23 protein-coding genes and 1 tRNA gene are annotated in these 17,521 nt (G+C 61.4%); 12 read left to right on the top strand and 12 right to left on the bottom strand.

All coding sequences use genetic code 11. The features are described 5' to 3' along the window. Both QZ213_RS10250 and QZ213_RS10245 read left to right on the top strand, forming a co-directional pair. Positions 1-850, top strand: an 850-nt coding sequence (locus tag QZ213_RS10250) for a tripartite tricarboxylate transporter substrate-binding protein (RefSeq protein ID WP_291685952.1), incomplete at its 5' end; no start/stop codon positions are given. A 250-nt stretch (positions 851-1,100) separates the two neighbouring features. Next, positions 1,101-3,782, top strand: coding sequence for a PAS domain S-box protein (locus QZ213_RS10245; protein WP_291685951.1), 2,682 nt, complete (start codon positions 1,101-1,103; stop codon positions 3,780-3,782). Positions 3,783-3,794: 12 nt separating this feature from the next. Here QZ213_RS10245 and QZ213_RS10240 read toward each other — a convergent pair whose 3' ends face one another. Then, complete coding sequence (locus tag QZ213_RS10240; protein ID WP_291685950.1) at positions 3,795-4,142, bottom strand: GrlR family regulatory protein; 348 nt, start codon at positions 4,140-4,142, stop codon at positions 3,795-3,797. Between the two features lie 227 nt (positions 4,143-4,369). On the opposite strand from QZ213_RS10240, the gene QZ213_RS10235 reads away from it, so the two are divergent. Continuing rightward, a complete protein-coding gene (locus QZ213_RS10235) occupies positions 4,370-4,834 on the top strand; it encodes a hypothetical protein (RefSeq protein WP_291685949.1) in 465 nt (154 codons plus the stop codon). A 12-nt stretch (positions 4,835-4,846) separates the two neighbouring features. Here the strand turns inward: QZ213_RS10235 and QZ213_RS10230 are convergent, their stop codons facing one another. After that, entirely contained in the window at positions 4,847-5,230 is a 384-nt protein-coding gene (locus QZ213_RS10230; RefSeq protein WP_291685948.1) for a VOC family protein, read from the bottom strand. 333 nt (positions 5,231-5,563) lie between these two features. Between QZ213_RS10230 and QZ213_RS10225 the strand changes: the two genes are divergently transcribed. The 4 genes from QZ213_RS10225 to QZ213_RS10210 all read left to right on the top strand — a co-directional run bounded on the left by QZ213_RS10225 (position 5,564) and on the right by QZ213_RS10210 (position 7,869). Continuing rightward, positions 5,564-6,166, top strand: coding sequence for a hypothetical protein (locus tag QZ213_RS10225; protein ID WP_291685947.1), 603 nt, complete (start codon positions 5,564-5,566; stop codon positions 6,164-6,166). Between the two features lie 182 nt (positions 6,167-6,348). Further along, the gene (locus tag QZ213_RS10220; protein WP_291685946.1) at positions 6,349-6,792 is read left to right on the top strand and encodes a hypothetical protein; all 444 of its coding nucleotides are present in this window, start codon (positions 6,349-6,351) and stop codon (positions 6,790-6,792) included. A 168-nt stretch (positions 6,793-6,960) separates the two neighbouring features. After that, on the top strand, positions 6,961-7,371 hold the full coding sequence (locus tag QZ213_RS10215) for a DUF3775 domain-containing protein (protein WP_291685945.1): 411 nt from the start codon (positions 6,961-6,963) through the stop codon (positions 7,369-7,371). Between the two features lie 51 nt (positions 7,372-7,422). Continuing rightward, positions 7,423-7,869, top strand: a complete 447-nt coding sequence (locus QZ213_RS10210; protein ID WP_291685944.1) for a host attachment protein — start codon at positions 7,423-7,425, stop codon at positions 7,867-7,869. A gap of 203 nt (positions 7,870-8,072) precedes the next feature. Here the strand turns inward: QZ213_RS10210 and QZ213_RS10205 are convergent, their stop codons facing one another. Further along, a complete protein-coding gene (locus QZ213_RS10205; protein ID WP_291685943.1) occupies positions 8,073-8,333 on the bottom strand; it encodes a hypothetical protein in 261 nt (86 codons plus the stop codon). A gap of 295 nt (positions 8,334-8,628) precedes the next feature. After that, positions 8,629-8,832, bottom strand: a complete 204-nt coding sequence (locus tag QZ213_RS10200; protein WP_291685942.1) for a hypothetical protein — start codon at positions 8,830-8,832, stop codon at positions 8,629-8,631. Between the two features lie 306 nt (positions 8,833-9,138). On the opposite strand from QZ213_RS10200, the gene QZ213_RS10195 reads away from it, so the two are divergent. Next, positions 9,139-9,375 carry a hypothetical protein gene (locus QZ213_RS10195; protein WP_291685941.1) on the top strand — a complete coding sequence of 79 codons (237 nt, stop codon included), beginning with the start codon at positions 9,139-9,141 and terminating at the stop codon, positions 9,373-9,375. 34 nt (positions 9,376-9,409) lie between these two features. On the opposite strand, the gene QZ213_RS10190 is transcribed toward QZ213_RS10195, so the two are convergent. Next, entirely contained in the window at positions 9,410-9,565 is a 156-nt protein-coding gene (locus tag QZ213_RS10190; RefSeq protein WP_291685940.1) for a hypothetical protein, read from the bottom strand. An 807-nt stretch (positions 9,566-10,372) separates the two neighbouring features. Between QZ213_RS10190 and QZ213_RS10185 the strand changes: the two genes are divergently transcribed. Next, positions 10,373-10,549, top strand: a complete 177-nt coding sequence (locus QZ213_RS10185) for a hypothetical protein (RefSeq protein WP_291685939.1) — start codon at positions 10,373-10,375, stop codon at positions 10,547-10,549. 188 nt (positions 10,550-10,737) lie between these two features. Here the strand turns inward: QZ213_RS10185 and QZ213_RS10180 are convergent, their stop codons facing one another. Beyond that, on the bottom strand, positions 10,738-10,956 hold the full coding sequence (locus QZ213_RS10180) for a hypothetical protein (RefSeq protein ID WP_291685938.1): 219 nt from the start codon (positions 10,954-10,956) through the stop codon (positions 10,738-10,740). A gap of 527 nt (positions 10,957-11,483) precedes the next feature. On the opposite strand from QZ213_RS10180, the gene QZ213_RS10175 reads away from it, so the two are divergent. Beyond that, positions 11,484-11,972: a hypothetical protein gene (locus QZ213_RS10175; RefSeq protein ID WP_291685937.1), complete on the top strand. Its 489-nt coding sequence runs from the start codon at positions 11,484-11,486 to the stop codon at positions 11,970-11,972. Positions 11,973-12,013: 41 nt separating this feature from the next. Here QZ213_RS10175 and fabA read toward each other — a convergent pair whose 3' ends face one another. From fabA to QZ213_RS10160, 3 genes are all read right to left on the bottom strand, one after another. After that, positions 12,014-12,544, bottom strand: a complete 531-nt coding sequence (gene fabA, locus QZ213_RS10170; RefSeq protein ID WP_291685953.1) for a bifunctional 3-hydroxydecanoyl-ACP dehydratase/trans-2-decenoyl-ACP isomerase — start codon at positions 12,542-12,544, stop codon at positions 12,014-12,016. A gap of 7 nt (positions 12,545-12,551) precedes the next feature. Then, entirely contained in the window at positions 12,552-13,418 is an 867-nt protein-coding gene (locus tag QZ213_RS10165; RefSeq protein ID WP_291685936.1) for a TetR/AcrR family transcriptional regulator, read from the bottom strand. 204 nt (positions 13,419-13,622) lie between these two features. Further along, positions 13,623-13,751, bottom strand: coding sequence for a hypothetical protein (locus tag QZ213_RS10160; protein WP_291685935.1), 129 nt, complete (start codon positions 13,749-13,751; stop codon positions 13,623-13,625). Positions 13,752-14,458: 707 nt separating this feature from the next. On the opposite strand from QZ213_RS10160, the gene QZ213_RS10155 reads away from it, so the two are divergent. Further along, positions 14,459-14,656, top strand: a complete 198-nt coding sequence (locus QZ213_RS10155; RefSeq protein ID WP_291685934.1) for a hypothetical protein — start codon at positions 14,459-14,461, stop codon at positions 14,654-14,656. 777 nt (positions 14,657-15,433) lie between these two features. Here the strand turns inward: QZ213_RS10155 and QZ213_RS10150 are convergent. Beyond that, a tRNA-Arg gene (locus tag QZ213_RS10150) sits at positions 15,434-15,510 on the bottom strand. Positions 15,511-15,604: 94 nt separating this feature from the next. After that, a complete protein-coding gene (locus QZ213_RS10145) occupies positions 15,605-16,093 on the bottom strand; it encodes a hypothetical protein (RefSeq protein WP_291685933.1) in 489 nt (162 codons plus the stop codon). Positions 16,094-16,185: 92 nt separating this feature from the next. Here QZ213_RS10145 and QZ213_RS10140 point away from each other — a divergent pair, with 92 nt between their 5' ends. Then, positions 16,186-16,521 carry a hypothetical protein gene (locus QZ213_RS10140; RefSeq protein WP_291685932.1) on the top strand — a complete coding sequence of 112 codons (336 nt, stop codon included), beginning with the start codon at positions 16,186-16,188 and terminating at the stop codon, positions 16,519-16,521. 139 nt (positions 16,522-16,660) lie between these two features. On the opposite strand, the gene QZ213_RS10135 is transcribed toward QZ213_RS10140, so the two are convergent. After that, positions 16,661-16,876 carry a hypothetical protein gene (locus QZ213_RS10135; protein ID WP_291685931.1) on the bottom strand — a complete coding sequence of 72 codons (216 nt, stop codon included), beginning with the start codon at positions 16,874-16,876 and terminating at the stop codon, positions 16,661-16,663. Positions 16,877-17,521 lie beyond the last annotated feature (645 nt).

Genomic DNA, 17,521 nt, shown 5'->3' with positions numbered 1-17,521 from the left:
CAGCGTCGCTGATGTGTTCGGGCGCATCGTCGCGCAGAACATGGCGGCGCAGTGGAATGGCTCGATCATCAACGAGATCAAGTCCGGCGCCAATGGTTCGATCGCCGCGGAGGAGGTCGCGCGCGCCACGCCCGACGGATACACATGGCTCCTGGTGACGACCTTCTTCAGCACCAGCCCCTCACTGTACAACAGCCTGCACTGGGACCCGCAACGCGATTTCATCCCCGTCGGGCAGATCTGCCGGGCGCCGAATTTCTTCGTCGTTCCCTCGAGTCTGCCGGTGAAGACCGTGGCCGAATATGTGGCGCTGGCGAAAGCAAAGCCGGGCACACTGAATTACAGCCACCCCGGAAAGGGCTCGACCGGCCATCTCGGTTTTGAGCTGTTCAAGCGGCTCGCCGGTATAGACGTCACCGGCGTGGGCTATCGCGGTTATCCGCAGATGCTGCCCGACATCGCCTCCGGGCTGATCACATCGACCTTCCTGTCCGCCAACCAGGCCCTGGCGCAGGTGCAGACCGGTTCGATCAGGATCATCGGCGCGATCAGCGACGGCCGCTCGAAATATTTCCCCGACGTGCCGACCTTGGCGGAGCAGGGCTATGCCGACGCGCAGGTAACGCCGTGGTTCGGCATCGTCGTGACCGCGGGTACGCCCGAGCCGATCGTGACCCGCATCAGCCTGGCGCTGGAGGCCGCGCTCGCCGCTGCCGACGTTCGCGAGAAACTCGACCTTGCCGGATGCGAACCCAAGAGCGCACCGCGGGCGCAATTCGCCGACATCATCAAGTCCGACGTCGCGCTATGGGCGAAGGTCGTCAAGGACGCCGGCATCACCGCGGATTGACACGGAAGAGCGGATCGAGAGCCGGCCAACCTCCGATTTGCCCAGGCGAATGGCCGATTTCCGGCGGAAACCGGCCATTTCGGGGGCTCGAACTTCGCTGGCCGCGCCGCGATCCGCGGCGGCGCTGGAATCTGCGATCCCAAGCATAGCTGAGTGGGCATCCCCGGCCGTAGGGTGCTCTCCAGCATGTTCCCCCTGACATCCAATACGTCGTATATAGGCGGTTGATTGGAGCCCGGTCTCGATAACCATGTCACCTGCATTCGCGGCATTGCTAGCAAGGATACGATCGCAGTCGCTGTCGATCGGTCAGCTGACCTTTGGCAGCTTCCTGCTGTTGCTGGCCGTGATCACGGCGACCAGCATGGCGAGCGTCATCGCGATCAGGCACCTCGACGCGACCTTCGCCGAGCTGCAGCGGCTGCAGGGCGTCGGCGACCTCGCCGAAGAGATCGACCGGCGCATGAACGAACTGCGGCTCGCGGCACGCGATTTCGTCACCGATCAGGGCGCCCGGCCGGACCGGGTCGGCGAGGCGGCCTCCGCCCTGACCGCGCTTCTGAAGAAGACCCGGCTCGAACTCGCGCCCGCGCAGCAGGACATGATCGACGGCGTCAGCGCCCGGCTGCAAAACTACCGGGAGGGTATCGAACGTGTAACCACCTTGATCGCGCGCCGCGCGAAGTTGATCGATGCGTTGCCGCCGGTGCGCGAACGGTTCGAAGCGGCGATCGCGGCGGTGCCCGAGCGGGCTACCGCCAGGAGCCTGTTCCGGGCGCAGAACCAGGTCGCCGCCGCCCTGCTGGCGCACGATCCCGATGCGGCGGAGCGGTCGGCGCAGAGTATGAGGGCGCTGCCGATCGACGATCCTCCGCTGCGCGCCGCGGCCGACGCCTATGCCGACGCGATCACGGCGATTTCGGGGACGGAAGCCGAGATCGCCAAGCTCGACAAGGAAGTCCTGGGTATCGAGGGCCGGCTGATTGGGCGTGTCACCGAACTGCTGCGCGAACTCAGCGCGCGGCGGGGGCGGGTGCTGTCGCGCGACTTCGCGCGGACTCTTGCCGAGGCCAAATGGCAGAGCATCGTGCTCGGCACGGCCGGCGTACTGATCGGGATTTTCGCGGCGCTGTTCGTGGTCCGCCGTACCGTGCGTCCGCTGGCGTCGATCGCGACCTCGATACGCGCGCTGGCCGGAGGCGAGAAGGACGCCTCGATCCCCTTGACCGACGTGAACAACGAGATCGGCGACATCGCGCGCGCCGCCGAAGTGTTCCGCCGCACCCTGGCGGACGCCGATACCGCGCGGGAAGCCGCGGTCCGTGCGCTGGCCGAGCAGCGGCTCGCCGAGGAAAGCTATCGCAAGCTGTTCGAAGGCTCGGTCGACGGGATTTATGTGACGACGCCGGCTGGCGCGCTGCTCAATGCCAATCCGGCGCTGGCGCGGATGATGGGATACGACACGCCGGAGGATTTGATCCGCGGCATCGGCGATATCAGCCAGACCATCTACGTGCATCCGGAGGCGCGCGCGGAATACCAGCACCTGATGCAGCGCGACGGCATGGTCCGCGAATTCGAATATCAAGCGCACCGGCGCGGCGGCACGGTACTCTGGCTCTCCGACAGCGCCACCGCGGTGCGCGACGAAAACGGCGAGATCGTCCGCTATGAAGGGACGGTGCGCGACATCACCGATCAGAAGCGCGCCGAGGATGCGGTCGCCGAAGGCCGAAGGCTGCTGCAGCAGGTGATCGACACCGTGCCGGCCGTCATCAACGTCAAGGACAAGCAGCTCCGCTATATCCTGATGAACCGCTACATGGCCGGTATCTTCGGCGTCGAGCCCGGCGAGGCCATCGGCCGCACCACCACCGACCTGATGTCGCGCTATGGGGCGCAGAAGACTGACGAGAACGACAAGCGTGTGCTGGCGGCGGGCACAGGGCTTGGATTCTACGAAGAGGAATATCTGGATTCATCCGGCAATCTGCGGCACTGGCTGGTGAACAAGCTTCCGCTGCTCGACGCCGACGGCGAAATCGAGAGCATCGTCACGGTGGCGCTCGATATCGGCGAGCGCAAGCGCGGCGAAGCGGAGATGCGCAAGGCCAAGGATGCCGCGGAAGCGGCGCTGCGTAATTTGCGGGAGACCCAGCAATCGCTGATCGAGGCGGAAAAGCTCGCGGCCCTCGGCCGGCTGGTGGCGGGCGTCGCCCACGAGGTCAACAACCCCGTCGGCATCAGCCTGACGGTAGCCTCGTCGCTGGAACGCAAGACCGCCCTGTTCATCGCCGAGGTCGCGCGCGGCGATCTCAGGCGGTCCAGCCTCAACGACTTTCTCGAAGCCTGCCGCGATGCTTCCTCGCAGCTGGTGGCCAATCTCAACCGCGCCGCCGAACTGATCACCTCGTTCAAGCAGGTCGCCGCCGACCGCAATTACAGCGATCAGCGCGTCTTCGATCTGGGTGATCTCACCGAGCAGGTGGTGATGAGCCTGCGTCCGGGCCTGCGAAAACACAACCTGGCGCTTAACGTCGACTGCCAGCCCAATCTCGTCATGAACTCCTATCCCGGCCCCTACGGCCAGGTGCTCACCAATCTGTTCCTCAATGCGGTGGCGCACGCTTTCCCGGACGGCAAGCCGGGCGCGGTCGATATCCAGGTGCGGGAGTCCGGCAAGGACAATGTCGAGATCATCTTTTCCGACAATGGTTGCGGCATGTCGCTCGACATCCGCCGCCGCGCCTTCGATCCGTTCTTCACCACCCGCCGCGACCAGGGCGGCACCGGGCTCGGCCTGCACATCGTCTACTCGATCGTGACCAACCGGCTGGGCGGCCGACTCGACCTCGACTCCGAGCCCGGCAGCGGCACGAGGATCCAGATCATCCTGCCGCGGGTGGCGCCGCTGGAGCAGGCCGCGGAGTAGCGGGCTTGCCAGCTAATCGATGTCGGCCAGTTTGCGCAAAGTGGCCTTGAAGATCTGGCTGTGTTTGCCGACCAGCGCCGTCCCGTCCATAACCGCGGCCGTATCGGTGAAGGTGCCGGAGACGCCGATGCCGACCGGGCTTGGCCCGCCGAACAGCGGATTGGCATCGGGGCTGGAGGTATGGCGCTGCACCAGCACCTCGCCCTTGAAGGTATCGCCCTTGCTCGTATAGGTGCCAGTGTAAAACAAATAGGCGTCACCGCCGAGGATCCTGCCCTCCCGGAACATGATCACGCCGCTGCCCTTGCCGGTTCGTCCGTCCTGCAGGCTGACGTGGATCGAATACAGACCGTTTTTCATGATGTGACCGGTTAGGACCTCCGTCACGGCGGGAGTCGGTGGTTTGGTATGCCAAACGCATGCGCAGCGTCAACGCGGCAGAGTGACCGCGCGCGTCATGCGAGCAATCTATTATCCCAGCCATGTCTTGTGACGTTGGCATGACGGCGACCTAGTAAGCGGAAAGTTGGCACGCGAAATGCTTTCTTAGCTTTACACCGGCCGGTGGGTGCTGGAGCAGAGGACAGGTGAGCAACTGGATCGATTCCGGCGGCGGTGCGCCGCGTGCATGGAGTGACGACGACTGGGACGATAGAGGCCTGGAACAAGCGCAAGGCAGGTCAGGGCGCTGGAGAGCGCCGTTGATCATCGGCTTTGCGGTGCTGTCGCTGGGGCTGGCGTCGCAACTCGGGCACGCCCGCGACCGCGGCCAGTTTGCCAACACCACCCCCGAACTGAGGGCGTGGTTCAACGCGCTGAAAAGCCAGAAGGGGCCATGCTGCTCCGACGCCGACGGCAGCGCGATCAGCGATGCCGATTGGGAAAGCGGCAACGGCCACTACCGTGTGCGCATCGACGGCGAATGGGTCAACGTGCCCGACGAAGCCGTCATCACCGAGCCGAACCGGATCGGCCGAACCATGGTCTGGCCGATCCGCGATGGCGTAGGCGGGCTCTATATCCGCTGCTTTCTGCCCGGCAGCATGACCTGATCCTCTGCGGCCTTACGCATATTTCTTGTCGCGCTCCAGGAGCTCGATCGAGATACCTTGCGGCCCGCGGAGGAAGCAGATGCGGACACCGGGCCGGATCGTCGTCGGTTCCTTGGTGAACTCCACGCCCTTGGCCTTGATCTCGGCGGCCACCGCGTCGATATCCTTCACGGTCAGTCCGAAATGGTCGAGCCCTTGATAGGGAGTCACCGGCGGGGTGTTGACGCCGTCGCCTGCCGTAACCGGCGCGATGAACACGTTGGCGCCGCCAAGCTTGACGTCGATCCGTCCGGGCCCGCGGATGATCACGCCGCCGAGAATGTCTTCGAGCCAGGCCGCAGTCGCCTCCGGATCGGGACTGCGCAGGTGAACGTGATCCCAGGTGACTATCGGCATTTCCATCTCCCGTTGGCTTGTTGGGCGTCGCCAGACGCCATGCTTGGCCGCGGCCTGACACGGCCGAAGAATTTTAGCGGCCGCCTTTGCGCATTGCCATCCCCTTGGCCATCCGCCTCGGCTGACCCGGGCCGCCTTCAGGTCCCAATATTGTCTCGTTTGGGTGGAACGATCACCCGACTCGTCCATTGGTGAGACAGCGGCGGAACCGCGTAATCGGCAGTCGTGTTTGGAGCCGTGCGGTGTAATGCCCGCGCGGCTTTTTTACGATGCGGCGCAGCAAGCGATGTCTGTTTCGCCGGCTTTCGGTGGCAAGACTTCGGTGGCACGACGATGAGCATAGAGCTTTCCCGCATCGAATTGACCGGGGCCGGTGGCACCTTCTCGGGTTGGCTGGTGAACAGCCCGGTAAGTTATTTCAGGTCCGCATTTGTCTGGCTGCCGGTCGCGCTGATCGCCGGTCTCGGAGCGTGGACGCTGCTGGCCGGCTATGCCAGCAAGCCGGCTGAGAGCGAACCGGTCGGCCTGGCGACGGCCGTCGTGGCCGACCCCGCGCCGTCTTCAGCTGCCGCTCCCGCGAATTCGGTGCCTGCGTCCCAGCCGCCGACCGCGGGAGGCGAGGCGGTCGTGCCCGCGGAAACCGCGCCGGTCGACGGCCTGAAGATATCGTCGCAGTACTGGCGAAGGGGCGGGCTGGGATCGAAGGCCCTGATCACGTTCACGCTTCGCAACAACAACGACTACGCGGTCAGGGATATCGCGATCTCCTGCGCCTTCAGCCGGCGGGACGGCAGCCATTTGACCGACCGCTCGCGCGTGATTCACGACACCGTCGACAAGCGAAGCCGGAAAACCTTCGCCGGCACGCATGTCGGCTTCGTCAACGTCAATGCCAGCAAGGCAAAGTGCTCCCTGATTGCGGCCAGCCACATCTAGAGCATGATCCCGAAAAATGGGGAGCGGGCGCTTCCGAGAAGATCACGCTCAACAACAGGGCGGGGCGGTAACGAAGCGGTAACTTCGTTGTTATCTCCGCCGCGCGGCCCTAGGAACCAATCGCGTCGTACCCAGTTAAGCTGACGATCCGTGCGTTCGCGCGGATGGAGCGACGCCTCGAAATGCCTTTGCTGCGATATTTCGTTTTTGTCGGCGGCGCGCTGCTCGCGCTGCTGTTTGTCTCGAATGCGTATTTGCCGAAAACGCCCGACGAGGTGAGGGCGGATGCAGGCTTCGCTAGATCGACCATCCGCATTCATTCCGAGCGCAAATGGCCCGAGCGCGTCGTTTTCGACACCAATCAGCCGACCATCGTTCCCGCACCAACCACCATAGCCAGCGTCCCGCTCCCCGCAGCGGTGGCCGACGCCTCGACGAAGGCGGGGGTACGCGATTCTTTCGCGCAGTTGCAGCCCAATCAAACCCAGCTGCAACTAACGGATCCCAAGAAGACGGAAAAGCCGGTGCAGCGAAAACGCAGGATTGCCCGGCGGCCCGCAGCCCCGCCGGTTATGATGGTGGCGCAGCAGCCGCAATTCAGCCTGTTCGGCAACAATACCTGGTGAGCCGACCGGCCAGCGCCTGAGCCGATCCTGAGACTGCCGGGCGGCCGGGACGATTTGACCGGTCATTGCCTTGATCTTGCGCAAAGTGCCCCCTGTCGGGACCTCCTAGTCTTGCATTTGTTACAATTGGGAAAAAGGGCTTACGCCTGCCCTCAGGAGGTGTACGGCATGCCGAAAATTCCGAACCTGTCGATCTCGCCGGACAAGGCGTTTTTCATCGTCGCCAAGGCGCGTCAATCCGACAGCAAGGCCGCCGAGTCGGATCTTGTGACCGATCTGAGCGACGATGATGGCGTCTACGGGGTCGAGGACCATAGCAAGGAGACCGATCGCTCCGAACTTTCCGGCTTCATTCGCGGGCTGAACGTCGACGAGCAAATCGATCTCGTGGCCCTGATGTGGCTCGGCCGCGGCGACGGCGATCTCGACAATTGGAGCGAACTGCGCGCGGAGGCGGCGCGCGCCCACAACAACCGCACCGCCTCCTATTTGATCGGGACGCCGATGCTTGCGGATTATCTCGAAGAGGCCTTGTCGCAGTTCGGCAAATCCTTCGAGGATTTCGAGGAGCATCTTTGATCCCCTCTCGAAACCCCACGATCAGGACTGACTTCCTTTGGAGCTTCTTTAATGACAAAAATCAAAATCGGCACGGGTGACTGGATCGTTGTCTGTGATGGCCGCAAGGCGCTGATCCTGGAAAATATCGGCGACCGCATGTTCCCGAACCTGCACACCAAGGAAGTGCACCAGCATCCCGATCAGTCCACGTCGGCGCAAGGCAGCTCTCCTCCGGGCAGCGTGCACCAGTCGATGGGCGGCGCGCGAAGCTCGATCGAGCAGACCGACTGGCATGATGAGGCTGAACGCACTTTCCTCAAGACCCTGGCTGAGCGGCTCAACCTTGCCGTCACCACAGGTGAAACCACGTCGCTGACCATGGTAGCCTCGCCGCGCGCGCTCGGCATGATCCGGGCGGATTATTCGGCCGCGGTAAAAAAGGCGATTCACAGCGAGCTGCACAAGGACCTCGTCAAGATGCCGGTCCATGAAATCGAGAAGCAGCTGTTGGCGTGAAAGTCGGGAGGCCGGCTTATTTCCTGATCATCGAAGCCGGGCCGGCCAGCCTATTCGAGTCGGGCCCGCGCGCTTCCAGGTGAAGGTGCGCAGGTAGCCAGACCAAAGCGTTTTAGAGCGAACCGGAGACCGGTTCGCTCTAGGAAAACGCGTCAACCAAAAATCCAGGGCCCCGTTTCGACGGCACCGAAACGGGAATGGTCCTAGTCGTTGTCGTGATGGATGACGGTCTTGCTTTCGGTGCCGTCGCCATGCTCCTTCTTGATGATGGTGGTGCGGTCGCGGGGTTCATGCTCCTTGATGACCGTAGTATGATCGCGATCACGGTCCCGGTCGTAGTCGCGGTGGCTTTCGCCGACGGTTACGCCAGCGCCAACCGGACCGACGCGAACGCCGACTTCATCCGCCACGGCCGGCCCCGCGAGGGCGCCGACAGCCGCTGCAACAAGCAAATACTTCTTCATAGTGTCCTCTCCTTCGATGGAACAGGACACCAACCTTCGATCGCGCCGGCTGTTCCAGGGGAACCTGCACAAACATGCGTCCCTGGCAGGTGGCAGTCGCCCGCGCGAATGGTAATCAGAGAGCACCCGGCCTTGCAGACCGCCAACTGATTTAATGCCGCATGTCCGACGGTTTGATATGTTCGGCTTCCGCGTCGTGACCTCCAAGGGGTCATGACGAATCGCAGGCTGCGCCTAACGGGAAGTGCTGTCGAGGGGCGTCGGTGCACGCCATTGCACGGAATTTCCCGCCGGACTACCGGAAGAATTCGGCCCGTGAGGCCTCGCCTGACATGGTGGCCGCTTGATCCGCCATCGAATGCCACTGCGCCGCGAGTTCTCGCCATTCCTGCTCGGTGGGTTGGTCGGTGGCGTGTTCGGCCTGCCGCTCGCACCCAACCGCTTTCAGGTGATATTTTTCGGACAGGTCAAACTCGGGGATGCTTTGATATGCGGGCATTCTGCCACTCCCTTGATAGGCGGGAGCACAACACTCTCTGTCACCGGTAAATGCCGAGTACGCTCCGCGCGGCGATACCCGAGTTTGCAGCTTTTGGACGCGGGCGCTGCCCAATAGTGCTCAGTCTTGGCGATTTGACGGCCAGTCTGATCGGCTATTTGGCGAAGACGGGTTCGGGAACCCTGAATTAACCGCTTTGGCCCAGCATGATGCCGGACCATTTCTCTGATGGTCACAGGAGCTAGGCAAGTGCCGTCGCTGGTATCGACCCGGTGCCGGCTGTTTCACAGGGCAGGGTGGGCCCCGATGAATTATCAGGCGTTCACGAACGACAGCCTCACCATGATGTATGAGGGCATCCGTGGGGCACTGGGGGCAGACGATTCACTCCGCGCTCTCGGCGAGGAGCCGAGGTTTCGGGTTCGTGAAACGCCGGACTGGAAAAAGCACGCCTCGGAGCTTGAGACGGAAATGCTCAGGCGTGGAATGTTCTTCGAGGTCATCGATTGGACGGATGGGCAGGAGATGCTGCCCTTTGAGTGACGATCGGACGAGCGGCGAAAAACGCTGCGGGCGTTCAGTACGAGCCAACGCCCAAATCCACTCCGGCGGTTGCCAGCAGCAGTGAAGCAACTAAACCTAGACAACAGAACAACATGATCGTCTTGAACGAATTGCTATCGGTTCTCGCCTTGGTAACCGCGTGCGGAAGAACGTTTGAAATCGCATTCATGGCAATCTCCTCCGGTTGAGTTGCTGGCCAGCTTGGTACCAAGTCCTGGTTTCGGCATGTTTTCACGGGCCGAGCAAAATGGTTTCAAATTCAATGGCGAATTGTTTCTTGGAGCGGTGTCGATGAAACATGTTTGCGCGATCGCGATCGGCGCTCCGCTGACGCCAGACGGGGCCGGTCAACCCCGGGATCGCGAAGCCGCCCGCCGATAGCCGGGAAGGTGGCGTGGAGAAGCGTGCGTGCGCCACAGGTTGCGCCCACGTCGTAGAATCACCTAGATTTGCGGTCGGGGTAGGCAGCCAGAGTAAAGCAAATGAAACATCATTTGTTGGAAATTGCCTTGACCGCTGCCAGCTTGATCTCTGCGATCGTCGTCGTGTGGTGGGGAATCAAAATCCTCGTTGCATGAGCTACTACGTGCCCGGCCGGGCTCGACGACCTCGAGGCGAGGCATCGGCATTCTATTTGTAGGTGTAAATACCAACATCAGTTCAGCCGACCACCGGGTTCGGCTGAACATCGAGAAGATGATCTGACGAAAGGGATTCGGCGGCACATCGAGCCTGTGGCTGATGGATCGCGCGGTCGAAACCTGTTGGCGCGCCCAGGGGCATGGACCTTTCGTCGTGGCGAGGCCCGGACGAGGGGGCTTCGTCACGCGCGCCCCGTCATCGGTATCTGCTAACCCCCTCGGGGAGGGCCGCGGGCAAGCAAAAATAGTTCTAGCGAATAACGATGTTCGCCGTGACGTAATTCACCGGCGTAACCTTCCAAATGTTTTCAGTAGCGTTTGGAGAATGCGCTGCCATGACCGACCTTGAAGGGAAACTGGAACGATTCGAAACCCTCGCTGCCGAATGCGAACTGATTGCCAAGCTGGCGAGCGATGCGGCCAAGCGCGAACTGTATTTGCGGCTCGCCTTGCACTATCGCGAATTGGGCGTCGACATGCGCAAGGCGATTGCGACCAAAGACGCCGCATAGCCTCGATGGGAACGCGGTGTCGCTCCCCCGGGCGGCGCGCCCGGATAAACGGGGTGCACCGCACCAAGATGAGGCAGCCCCGGTCACCGGTGGCCGTCGCCCCGGCGTCATCGTGATGCTGACGCGCGTGACGTCGCCGCACATCCTGTCGGCGACCCGTTTTGATTGTTGTTCGCTGACGCGCTCTTTCAGCGATCTCCCGACCATTCGATCAGGTCGAACACCATTCCACGTTTGAGCATTTCCGCTTCGAGAGCGGCTGCATGCTTCTTCCACTCGGCGGTCTCTCGCACGCGAAACCGTGCCTCTTCGCCCAGCCGGGAAAGTTCGTCGTCAGCAGCCAATGCCCCACGAGCACCAAAGTACATCATGGCGAGGGTGTCGTTCGTGAACGCGTGATAGTCCATCGGCGATCGGATGTTGTGGATATGAGCGCGGTCTCATGAAAACAGGCCGTCAATACACCGTGGAAGTGATACGGCGCGATGCGCGGCGGGCAAGGAATTTCAGATGTTAACGTAAACCAATGGGGGTTACGTCGTCGGCTCCCGACAGGGGTCAGCGGCCCGGCGCGCGGTGAGTTACGGACGACACGCGCCGGGTCTGACCATCCCCCTTTGGCCCGCGAGGCACGGTCGACACCCGACGTAAGGCTGATTCGTGGCAAGAATTCTGCGGGCGATCTCTCCACAGGCCCCGCGAATTTTCTGGATGGCCGGAAGGTGCGGCCGACAGCAAGCGTACCCCGGCGAGGCGAGATCCGGTTTGAAGGGCATGCCGGGATCACGGTTCCAGAATTAACCCGCCGCGTGGACATAAAGCTTAACCAGCAAGCTTAACAGGCAAGCTTAACCCATGAGTTTTGTTGCGCGGTTCTCCAGAGCGCTTAGCACCAAACCGTTGCCCCGACTTTTCAACGGAGGGAGTACTGGCGATGGTGCGGTCAACAATGGGACGGCTCCTGACTGATATGGAGCGCGAAATCGAGGCGGAGGTTCGAGGCAGGCCACCGGTCCACCACGCGCCCTCGATGGCGATACCGGACTACGTCGAGCATCGCGACGGGGCGACGGAAATCGGCAAGCTGTCGGCGGAGGCCGTCGTTCGCGAATACGAAGCAGCGGCAAAGGAGATCGAGGCGATGGGCACCGATCTGATTGACCTCGTCAGGCAATGCGAGGCGGCCGCCCGCGATGCGCTCGCCGTGACCGAAGAGTTGAAGGAAACCGCAGGGCGCTACCGCGAGGAAGCCAAGCGCGTCTTCTTTCAGATCGAGAACTGCTCGCTGGTGACTGCGGAGGTCCGCAAGACCTGCAACGAACTGAAGCAAAGGATCGCGGCGCCGGCCACGATAGGCACAGCACCCGATATAGGCCCTGCACCCGACATCAAGTCCGAGCCGACCACGGATGACGCGGTCTGATTGCATGGTTCGGATCGCGCTGTCCGCCGCCGGACTGCATTTCAGATCGCGGACGCTATCAGTCCGACCCTCATATCCCTGGCGAGATATACGCAGGCGTCATCGGCAAACACGCTGCCATTCGCAATTCCAAGAGCCAGTTTGCCGCGCCTTACCTGGCGCATATTGACCTCGTCGCGCACGCGCTTGACGGCGGGCGTTATATCCCCTCGGAACTCGACCTCGCCGACGCCGACGGCGCGGCCCTTGCCCGGTGAGCCCGACCAGCCAAGCCAATAGCCGATGATCTGCCACATGGCGTCCAGACCCAGACATCCGGGCATCACGGGGTCACCGGGAAAGTGGCAGTCAAAAAACCAAAGGTTCGGCGTGATATCCAGCTCACCGATGACATGGCCTTTGCCGAATTCGCCACCGATCACGCTGATCTCGACGATCCGGTCCATCATCAGCATGGGCGGTGCCGGTAGCTGGGCATTGCCGGGGCCGAAATAGCCGCCCTGGCTCGATTTGAGCAGATCCTCCCTTGTGTAGGACGATTGCGGAGCGTGAAAGTCGCGAGGGTCGGACAAGGCCATGTCACCTCTGACGATGCTTGGCGGGAGCCTTGTCCGTTTCGATGGAATCGAGACGGGGCTCCAAATTGTTGACTTGACGCGTTTTCTTGACGCGAACCAGTTTCCACTTCGCATGAAAACGCTTTGCTGGCTGCCGAACGTCTGGCGATCTTGTCACGGCCGCTGTTTCGACGCCGGAGCCTGGCGGCAGGCGCAGGGCTCCGGCCATGAAGGCCCAGATTTCATCCGTGAGTTTGCCGGGATCGGGTCGCTGTTTGCTCATCAAGGCATCGATCAGGGCCTGGCGAATTCCGCCGATCATTAGCGCGATGGTGAGATGAGGGTCGATGTGATCGGGAACGATGCCGTGACGCTGGGCCGCCTGGAGCATCAGCGCGCCGCCGGCAAGCTGTCGGTTGGTGAAGGCGGTCTCGACATCCAGGACTTCGGGTGCGCGGCTCAACGGCCCGATGACAAGCGGAGCGAACGGGTGGTCGTAGTGGAAGGCGACATAGGAGGCTATCCGCCGCTTTTCCCTGTCGGCCCAGCCCTCCGAGGGTCGCCCCACGTCCTTAAAAGCCACTTCATCGAGGCGGTTGTAGAACGCTTCAACAACGGCGGCGATCAGGCCGGCCTTCGATCCGAAGTGGTGATAGGCCAGCCCGACCGAAACCTGCGCCCGCTTCGCGACGGCCTGCATCTCCAGATGCCCATGGCTTCGGATGAGCTCCTTTTCGGCCGCCCGGATCAATCGTTCTCGCGTCCCGATCGTCGTGATCATTTGAACCAGGCATTGAATTGAATTCAATTCGATATCGATTTCCAGGCCTGGATTCAAGTTGAAAGTTTCCTGGGAGACCGTGACGATCGGACGACAGGAGCCGACCATCACATCGCAATCGATCAGGATATCTTCCGGAAAAGCCCCCCAAATGGAGGCGACCGAAAGCGGCAGCTGGCGGCGCGATGACCTTCGCGCAGACGACCTGAACCGCCGTCGAGGGCGCTCCTGGAGTCACGGCACGTTCCCAGCCGGATCGCTCTCCGGTGGGCCGAGGCACGAAATGAGGATGGCCCCGTACCGCCTCCGCCGCTACCGGATATGGTGCTCGATATCCCGCAGCAACCGTTTCGCCCCGTCCATGAAAATTCCGTTGTTGTAATTGGCGTCCCAGAAATAAATCGCGCCGAGAACGATCAGAAAAGCCAGGAACATCCGCATGTCTGTTTGCCCTTGGCGGTCTAGCGTGTCGCTACGCTGAGGAGTTTGCGGCCAGGCCTGGTTGAACGACCGATCCGGCGCGGTGATGCGCTTTGTTCAATCGAGCCCCGCCAAGGGGTGTTTGAAACGTAGTAAAGCACGTCGCCGCGCCGTCGGGTCAGCCGGGAAAGAGCGCTGAAGAGAACCAGAGTGATGATCACATCGAAGAGCATTTCGAAAAAGCCTCCGAAAAATGGACCGCAGGCATCGCCTGCAGCCTGCCGGGTTCAAAAAATCAGTGTTTTTAAAATGCAGTCCGGCCCGGTGAGAAAATCTAAAGGCGCTTCCAACGGCGCGTAAATTGAAATGTGCGGTTCCACAGCAGGAACAAAAAATTAGTTGCGCATTGGCAACAGGCACCGAGCGCGATCGGCGCGATTGCCCATCTTTGCAGCATCGCGCCGGAAAAACGTGGATGGATGGCCGGGACAAGCCCCGCCATCACGGAAAGTGAATCAATTCAGGCTGTTGGCGAGAGATTCAGAGCTGGCTGCTTTTTCATTAGGCATTGGTTTGATGAGGAACCGCGTGGCGAGGTCGCAAGCGATGAGACATGAATACCACAGCCGTCGACCAAATTTGGGGGGACTCTGATCGAGCCCCTAGTTGAAAAGCGTTAACGCATTCGTGGCGATATAATCGCACCAATGATTCCCGAGGGCGTCTCGATGGCAAAATTTGCGATTGGCGAGCAAGTCGACAATGTAGCGGACGACCATGAGGGCGGTAAGGTCGTCGCCGTCTTCTCAACCGTTGACGGCAAGTTTCGATACGCCGTTGACACGGAAGGATACGGCGCACTCCAGTTTTTCGCCGAGGAAAAACTTGTCGTTCATGCCAAGCCGGCCACGCCCCAAGTCGCGTAGGCGACGGTAGCCTTCAAGCCTGGCGGGCCGCAAAAAAGAAAGGCCTCGGATCGCTCCGAGGCCCCGCAGGTGTTCGCGGGGTTACATCCGCCCGCGCGGGCACCCATGGGCTCCCGAGCAACTCAGGAGCAAGCCCAAATAATCACAACCGCCATCGGAAGGCCGACGCCCAAGGCGCCGCCAATTATCGACGCGAACGCTGAAAGCAAATTGTTGTCTGCTTGGACCTTACGCCGAGACATACCGTTACTCCATCGAGCCCCCACGAGCACCGCCCGTCGCCCAAAAGGATGAACGATAAAAAACACGAATCGGGTCAAGAACGCAGGTGCTCGCCCGAAGCAGCTAAGCTGCATCTTTATGGTTAAGAAAAAGTTAATGCGGTTCTTGGGCGCGCGACGCGTGCGCTGAAAACGCCTCGACCGCCTGTATCGTTCTGATCGTCGGCATCCTTGCGTAAGTCTTTATCAATGGGCTCGTTGGACCGGATCCCGGGTCCGCCGGCCTGAAGAGGGATGCGGAGTGATGAAGATCGGCGAAGCGAAGCAAAGCCCTCGGTTCGGCGGCGCGATTGGAGACGCATTCATCATTCTCCGCTATTTTGGGTGGGTGTTTTGCTGTGTTTGGCGGCGATCACGATCTATGTGCTGTCCGACGATCTATCGTGGCCCCGCGCTCGATGATCGGCTAATCTGCCTGTTTCGAGCGCTGTTCGCATTTCGCCTTGGAATTCTTCGAGAGCCTGCCGAAGTCATGGGCTTAATCGCCGGACCGAAATGGCGCGCTCGGAGAGATTCGAACTCCCGACCCTCGGATTCGAAGTCCGATGCTCTATCCAGCTGAGCTACGAGCGCGTGCGAGGGTCTCGATTACCAGACTTGGCCGGGCAGGGCTACCCAAAGAAGGCGCCTGAAAAGCGGGGCGGCGTGGCCGGGCCCGGCCGCTCCCTCAAACGCCGCGCGGGACGTCGATGCCGGATTCCGTCAAGTCGCGCAGGAATTTCCGCACCAGCAGAATATTGGTGTTCTGCAGTTTGTGATTGTTGCCGAACTTGAACTGATTGGCCTCGGTCACGATCAATCCATCATCGGTGTCGCGAAGAATGCCTTTCTTCTTCAATCCATTGGCCCGTCGGCGTACGGTCTCGATCGGCATCGCCAGGAAACGGGAGAGCGCGGCGCGCGAAACGCCCTGCTTGATCGCGTCGGGCTCGACCGCCTCCACGCTGCCGAATTGGCGATCAAGCTCGGGGTCTTTCATGACGGGGATCACGTTGGCGTTCAACACCGCATGGATGATCAGCAGGTCCAGCGGATCGAAGTCGTCATAGAAGCGGAACATCTCGCTGATCGCGCACAGCATGTAGGCCAGCGAATGGCGGGAGATGGTGCGGGCCCGATCCGTTGCGGTCTTGCCGTCCTTGCTCTTGCCGGCCATTCCAAATCCATTTGCGCGAACGAAGACATTTAGCCCTGCCCAATATGGGTAGGGCGGCGCCTCCGCGTGGTCAATAGTAACTTGTTGGCGGTATGATTTTCTTCGATAGATTGTCGAGTGGCCGCGCGCAATGCGCACGCGCCGCGAAATTCCGAACCGATCCAGGTCCCGTTCAGCTTGCTGAATGGCTGCGCTCGGCGGCGCTGTTGAAGGGGAATGCGGGCGACATGACGTTCATCATCGAGTCGGCAAAAGACAATCGCCGGACCACCGACTTCCGGTCCAGTGCCGAAATTGCGTTGGCGCTGGCCCGCAAGCTCGTGGCGGATGGTTTTGCAGTTTCGATCACGGACCCGAGCGGGCAAGTGTATTCTGCCGATCGACTCGATCTCCTGCTGACGCGTGAAAGCCTGAACTCGCAGGAATAGAGGGCAGCCGCTACCCGGACGGGTTGAATCAGCCCTGGTCCGACCGCCGGGTCAGGCGTTTCGCGGGGGCGAATTTCGCGCCGCGGAGCCAGCCTCTCCCTTAAGGAGAAGCTGGCGCGCAATTCAGATGTCGTTGTTGTCAGATGTCGTTCTTGGGAATGTATTTGCCCATGACGCACTTGTACCTTTGCAACTTCCACTCATGGTACGGGCCATGGGCGAGCCAGTCGGCAATACCGATTTGCCCCTGCACCGTGCAGGCGGCCATGGTGATTCCCGACTGATCGCTGTTGGTGACGACTTTCTCCAGGCAGAGCTGGCCATTGCAGAGAACGGCGACGAGAGTAATGAGCATGGTGTCCTTCGCTGATAAGGATTTACCCGGTTACTCAAGTTGATGCAGAGATCATGCCAGATTCGGGCCCGCTCGTCGCTCCGTAATGTTCCGGATGTCGCGACAGGCGGTATCGATGCGGCGAATCATACCTTTCACGTGGACGTGAATAGCGGGTTGCGCCGCGCGGGTCCGCCCTGCGCGTTGCAGAAGAACGAAAGCAGTGGTTCGCGCATGACGAGCCTCTTCATAAGAGCTGATTCAATTGTCAAACAGCAAAGAAGAAAGAAGGGTGGATGGCTTCCGCCTTCGCTCATGGAGCTACGGCGGACAAGTCGCCGAGCGCGAAACGACGGTTGATACGCCTTCGCGATCTCGCGGCGCGATACGCCCGAGTTTTGCAAAACCTTCCGCCCCGAAAGAGGGCGTGGGGAATGCCGGGTGCCCAGTGCACCCGCAGCCTCGTGTGCGCTGGGGGTAGTTAAAGATGCACACGAGTATTCACAGCGGTCGCACCGGAAATCACCCGGCATCCCCGCACGCAATGGTTTTAACGGCTTCCTTCGAGCTCTTGTGTCTGCAAAATCTGGCAGAATGTGCGAACGGGCGGCTCTGACCAGCCGCCCGTCGCTGGATCTGAGCCCGTTCGTGCTCAAAGGCCGCAAG

Origin of the sequence: Bradyrhizobium sp., from assembly GCF_017881085.1 — a bacterium.
Taxonomy (GTDB): Bacteria; Pseudomonadota; Alphaproteobacteria; order Rhizobiales; family Xanthobacteraceae; genus Bradyrhizobium.
This window is presented reverse-complemented; position numbering and strand designations above follow the sequence as displayed.